General features: G+C 37.0%; 6 protein-coding genes. All 6 read right to left on the minus strand.

The features are described 5' to 3' along the window. Positions 1 to 13: 13 nt before the first annotated feature. Positions 14 to 1,261 carry an MFS transporter gene (locus tag V7201_RS16215; protein WP_335377794.1) on the minus strand — a complete coding sequence of 416 codons (1,248 nt, stop codon included), beginning with the start codon at positions 1,259 to 1,261 and terminating at the stop codon, positions 14 to 16. A 168-nt stretch (positions 1,262 to 1,429) separates the two neighbouring features. Beyond that, positions 1,430 to 1,663, minus strand: a complete 234-nt coding sequence (locus V7201_RS16220) for a hypothetical protein (protein ID WP_335377795.1) — start codon at positions 1,661 to 1,663, stop codon at positions 1,430 to 1,432. A 153-nt stretch (positions 1,664 to 1,816) separates the two neighbouring features. After that, a complete protein-coding gene (locus V7201_RS16225) occupies positions 1,817 to 2,662 on the minus strand; it encodes a phosphotransferase (RefSeq protein WP_335377796.1) in 846 nt (281 codons plus the stop codon). 15 nt (positions 2,663 to 2,677) lie between these two features. After that, positions 2,678 to 3,088, minus strand: a complete 411-nt coding sequence (locus V7201_RS16230) for an NUDIX hydrolase (protein ID WP_335377797.1) — start codon at positions 3,086 to 3,088, stop codon at positions 2,678 to 2,680. Between the two features lie 123 nt (positions 3,089 to 3,211). Further along, entirely contained in the window at positions 3,212 to 3,481 is a 270-nt protein-coding gene (locus V7201_RS16235; RefSeq protein ID WP_335377798.1) for a hypothetical protein, read from the minus strand. 169 nt (positions 3,482 to 3,650) lie between these two features. Next, positions 3,651 to 4,427 carry a hypothetical protein gene (locus V7201_RS16240; protein WP_335377799.1) on the minus strand — a complete coding sequence of 259 codons (777 nt, stop codon included), beginning with the start codon at positions 4,425 to 4,427 and terminating at the stop codon, positions 3,651 to 3,653. Positions 4,428 to 4,599 lie beyond the last annotated feature (172 nt).

Below are 4,599 nucleotides of genomic sequence, written 5' to 3' on the forward strand. Positions count from 1 at the left end.
GCTTGCGCTTTTCTTATGTTCTTTGTACAGCGATCTTTTTTGTGAAATATTGCTTTTTCATATAAAGGAAGAAAAATAGAAAAACACCACCGCTTAATGCACGCAATCCAGACGCGATGTTCATTGCAGTTTCAACCGAACTTAGGTGGAGCAGGTAGACTCCAACCTGAGGTGCGATAAAGCCTATTATGGCAAGCATGATATTGTACTGTGCGATAAAACTCCCTCGGTTTTCCTCCTTGGTGACTTCAAGCAGCTGATTAAATAATAAGAGTACTGTACCAGAAACGAATAATCCTGATGTAAAGTTAACAAAGGTTAGATAATACATATTTGTCGATAGGATGGTCAAGAACGGTGCAGTGGCCATTCCCACTGCTGTAAATGCCAGCATTTTCGCGTTGCTGTGCTTGTCAGCCATCCTTCCCCACCATTTAAAACTTATAATTTGGCCAATCTGATTGGCGACGGTAATGATGCTGATCCAGAAACCGGTCATATGAGCTACTTTTATATTGTAAATATTGAACAGAGGCCATGCCAGCTGCCATGCAAAATTAAAAAATAATCCGCAAATCAGAAAATAAATGAATGGTTTGTACTTGTAGGCATCCCAGCCAAAGTTGAATTTACTTTTTTCATTTTTGACTTCTCTCTGGGGTTCTATATGTCTATTTAAATAAAAAACTTCTACTATACCAAACACAAACGCCATCAAAAATAAAATCTGGTAAGGGAGCGGGTTCACTTTATCAAACCATTTCAGGGCAATGCCTATCATCAATGTCGTGATCATGCCAGCTATTGTCAGGACTCTGTTTCGCTCACTGAAAAATCCGCTTCTTCTGCTGTCAGACACTAAATCTCCTATAAAGGACTGCCAGCTAAGCATTGCGAATGAACCAGGCAAATTCATTAAACCAACCAGCAATACGAATGTCCAAGCCCTATATTCAACAGGCAGGTAGATAACAAAAAACATTCCAATCAAAAACAAGCGGGTGAAAAAAATGGATTGTCCTGTAAATTTTTTCTTTTCCTGAAGTCTGCTCATGATCGCTGTACCGAGGATCATCGCGAACATCCCAATAATTTGTGGCAGTGAACTAATCAAGCCGACCTGGTAATTCGTGGCTCCAAGGACACCTATGGCAAACAGCGCAAAATAGTTATTACTCATACTCATGACGATAGTAGAGGCTACACCATTAATGATACTGTTCTTTTCATTCCATTTTGTTATCTCAGAAGGACTTTGCATACATTCCTCTTCTTTCAAAATAGTAAAATTATTTTGGATTTCGAAATATCCACCTAATTTTACTCCTTCTGGTTATAGCTGACAATAGGTATTTTTTCGAAAATTTAAACTAAGAAAATTCTGAAATTAACACACAAAAAAAGGAGCTTTTCGCCCCTGGAATTTTGTTTAAACATTATTTAAAACTAGGTATATTCTGTTGTTACGTTCACTTTTCTCTTCCTCTGTCACGAGATCATACTTTTTCAGTAAATGAAATACTTCATTCAATATGTCCTGGGTATGCTCCTCTTTAAAAAAATTGTTGAACAAAGCACTCATATCTTGAGGCAGAAATTCCATCTGGGACTCATATTTCTTCTTTACATCTTCGTGGCTGTGATCAATTTTACACTCTCCCATGCCAATTCCCTCCTTATCGTTAACATCATTAGAATAACAAACTCTTATAGTCTTTACCCTAATTTTAACTTTTTTATTAATATCTTGATCAAAATCAAGCTCAGGCTCCTCATGGTGCAGAGCAATAAATGCAGCAAGAAAAAGGAACAACGTTTATAAGGTTCCTTTTTCTTGCTTTATCTGTCTTTTCCAAAATACCCATGCATTCAAATAGTCATCAAAATCCTCAGGATGATGCTTAATACAAGTTGCGATGCGTAAGTAAAGTCCTATCACTACATCTTCATACAAATTCTTGGTATCTTCCAGGAGAGTATTGGCTGCGGCTTCAATCGTTTCTATGTTCAGGTCATCCGGTGAAGAACAGAATGCGTAAATCAAGTCATAAAGTCGTGGCCCGATTACTGGTGTTGGATCAATGACACCGGTCAATTTACTCTCTTCAAATAAAAGATTATGCACACCACAATCACCATGCAGCAAATATGGCTGGTTAATTGTATCGCTTTCTTTTTTATTAATCAAAGTGTAAATAAGTTCATGATCCTCTTCTGAAAGGAAATCTTTAAGAATAGTAGTTGCCCCGCGGGCTCTCTGGAGTAAAAAGTGCTTCCATGAAGAACTTGGTTCATCTGCCCAGCCCCAATCTCCTTCGGTTTCGACAATCGTATAATGATTGAATATGTTTTGTACTAATTCGATCAACAATTCCCTTTTGTATTTTCTTTTGTAGATCGATTCACCTTTAATATAGGAATAGACTATGTAATTATTTTGTGGTTCATCATATATAAGCGTGGGTAATAATTGAATCTCTGAATACTCTTTGAGAAACACTGCTTCTGCTTTTAACACTTGTGGTTCATTCTTTTTTATCACATAGCGTGATTGAATCAAATATAACTCACTCGTTGTTCCGCCGCTTAGCTTTTTATAATCCCAACCGTCCTGGATGATTTTTAAGTTTTTCAGTTCCAAAATAATGCTTTCAATTTTCATGCTTTCAACCTCATTTTACCTTTGAAAATAGTATGGAGCCGAACTCTGAAACAAGAATTCTACTCCTTCAGGATGGAATGGCATTAATGCATTCGCAGTCTGGAAATCAACCCATTTAATCACCGATATTTCATTTGCATCGTTTATGGAAATATCTCCGCCTGAAATCTTTGTGTTAAAAGTGAAAAATACCGCATGTACACCTTTATCCTCCCTAACCCTTTCGTTGATTGCTGCTATGTTAATAGCTTCAATGACTAGGCCTGTTTCCTCTTTTGCTTCGCGTACGACTGCCTGTTCCAGTGTTTCACCAGGCTCAACTGCCCCGCCAGGTAAAGACCAGCCGTTGCCAACATTTTTTACCATTAGTATCTTCTTTTCATCTTCTTTATAAATGAGAGCATATGCAACATCTACTCTTTCCATTGTTATCCCCCATTAATTGTATTTATTGATTACTTACCTTTAAGTCTTAATATATTCTTTTGAAAAAGCTTATTTCCTTCCAATACAGCCAAATAAAAAACGGCCATTTTAGATGGGCCGCAATTATAATGGTTTCTTATTCATGAAATAAATGATTACACCGCTGAGAAAACTTCCAAGCGCTGCTGTTCCCAACATCATGAAATAGATGATTTCGCCCAAGACAGCCATTTCAGCGGCTGGATAAAGTAAAACTTTTACCCCCATCCCCAATGTACCTATAAAAAATATCATTCCGGGCAGCCATTTGAGCCATTTTCCTTTTGCTTTAATGAAAATGAAAGGGAACGCCATGCCAATAAGGAAAACAATTGAAAATACCATCTTTTTCATTCCCATCCCGTAATTTGTTTTGCTGATTGTATTTAAGTAGACGAATTATTTAGTTGTGAGTTACTTGTCTAAAAAAAGAATTATTGTAACTGAGTTTCAAATTTGTTTACTGTTTTGTACTTTATTCCAAAGCTTCTAGAACCTGTACACGGATTTAAGTAAATGTAATTTACCAAAAGTAGCTAGGTATCTGCTTTCTTGATAAGCAATCCTCAGGCTTTAACTGGATTTTAGCCCATTTGCCATCTTTCCATACAAACTGTCCAATTTCCATATCCGTCCCATTTGTCAGTTCCACAAAAACAATCATATAGTACTGACCATCATATCCAAGGAATTCAATGTATTTAATAAACTCCTGTTTTACAATCGAGTATTTTTGTTTAATCAAATGACACCATTCACCATACATTACATCGACATTCGCTTCGGCATCATGAGCCCACCCATGGTAAGCAGCGCACAAGAAGTCCTCGCCTTTGTGAGTTATCTCCTCGATTTTGTAGCCCTCCGAATCCTTCACAGTTTTGATAAAACCATAATAATATCCAAAATAGGTGATTTGTTTGTCTGACCCCTCTATAGTTTCAATTTCATAAAAAAGCTGGTCATTGGATATAGGTATCAATTTAAGTAAATTAATGTGGCCGATGCCCTCGAAAAGCTTAAGGAAGTCTTGATAACTTAACTTTGTATGGAAATCTTTTGATAAAAATTGATACGCGATTGGAAAAGGCTCCTTAGCCATTCCAACCGTCCCGCACCCGCCCATTTTCCCTGGAAACAAATTCTCACCTTCACGGATCACACTGAAAAAATGGATTACTGTCTCATGAGGGCTTTTTAGTAGTTCCTGCACCTGTATCGGTGAACTTGTTTGCGGCAATCTCAATATATTTATTGCTTCACTTTTGGATGGCCTAAAATACTTTTCATTCAAATTCATTGCGATCCCTCCTCTCCATTTTAAGAAGGAGAAATAGAAAATGTGCAGGCAAGAGAATGAAATGTGTTTTTTAATACAAAATAAAAAATGTTTATTTTAACCATAGGATCTGTTAAAGCTGAATGTTGATTTTTAAGCCCTGTTGATTGCAGTGGAAGGCGCGTAGACTCCT

The sequence above is a fragment of the Bacillus sp. JJ1122 genome (assembly GCF_036964885.1).
In the GTDB taxonomy this organism is placed as follows: Bacteria; Bacillota; Bacilli; order Bacillales; family Cytobacillaceae; genus Mesobacillus.